Source organism: Erwinia sp. V71 (genome assembly GCF_965644245.1).
GTDB lineage: Bacteria > Pseudomonadota > Gammaproteobacteria > Enterobacterales > Enterobacteriaceae > Erwinia.
Map to the genome: position 1 here is coordinate 1 of NZ_CBFFRK010000252.1, position 1,000 is coordinate 1,000.

At 41.3% G+C, this 1,000-nt stretch carries 1 protein-coding gene; it reads right to left on the reverse strand.

Features of this window, described 5'->3' with window-relative positions; all coding sequences use genetic code 11:
• Positions 1–451: 6-phosphofructokinase (locus tag ACSZO1_RS22475; RefSeq protein WP_437616601.1), on the reverse strand; the 451-nt coding region annotated here is incomplete at its 3' end.
• Positions 452–1,000: the final 549 nt, after the last annotated feature.

The window sequence follows — 1,000 nt, forward strand, 5'->3', positions numbered from 1 at the left end:
TTCCGGCAGCCTTCAGTGGTCTTTGCAGAGTTAAGACAGGCGGCTTAGCGTTGCACTTCGAACTTGAATCCGCCATGTCGTTATCAATTGTCATGCCAATGCCATAACAATTAATACCGTAGCCGCTGAGGACTTTTAAAAACTGAAAAGAGCCATCCCCTCCTGCCATAATCAGACAATCAAGTTTCCGATGACGAATGTTTTTTACGATCTTCTCATAATCTGATTTTTTACATTTATCCTCTTTTCTGCCAGAGGCAATTAACGGTACTGCCGAAATCGATAAATCGACCAGGTCGCGGCGTGAAATCGCTTTAAACTGGTTAGCGATGAGACCATTAATACCACCATCAAAAACAACAATTTCTGATTCCGTCATCCGGTTAATCTGAAACAGGAAATTATTGATACCACTGACATCACCACCACTAATGACTAATCCTATTTTCATTATCGACTCCCAATATAATGCCAGTGCGTTAACATGGAGTTAATGGTAATGATGGGGGTACTAATTTTTCCGACAGCGATCACATTTATGTAAGGTTTTTTCCCTGCTCTAACTATTGACAGCTAATAACCCAGCCAAAATATGAGATATAAATCACATTATTCTCCCGGGCAATGTCGCGAATTTTGTATAGCTATATGTTTTTAAATGATTTTATTTTCAGGTAAAAGTTATGATGAAAAGAGAGGAGGCAACAATATAAGTTGTTTGCACTTTTGTGACTGTTTTCACATTAATCAGTGTCTCAGCTACCCATTAAAACGAATAACCGCGAATAACTGATGACTAGCGATGCATTTTAGAAGGTGTTTTAAGCAAAATGACCAGAAGGAGATGAGCGTGGGAGCAGGGATGAAAAGTATATTGCACATACGAAAAAGCCCTGAGCTAATGCTCAGGGCCTTCGTAAAAAGTGGCGGAACGGACGGGGCTCGAACCCGCGACCCCCTGCGTGACAGGCAGGTATTCTAACCAACTGAACTACCGCTC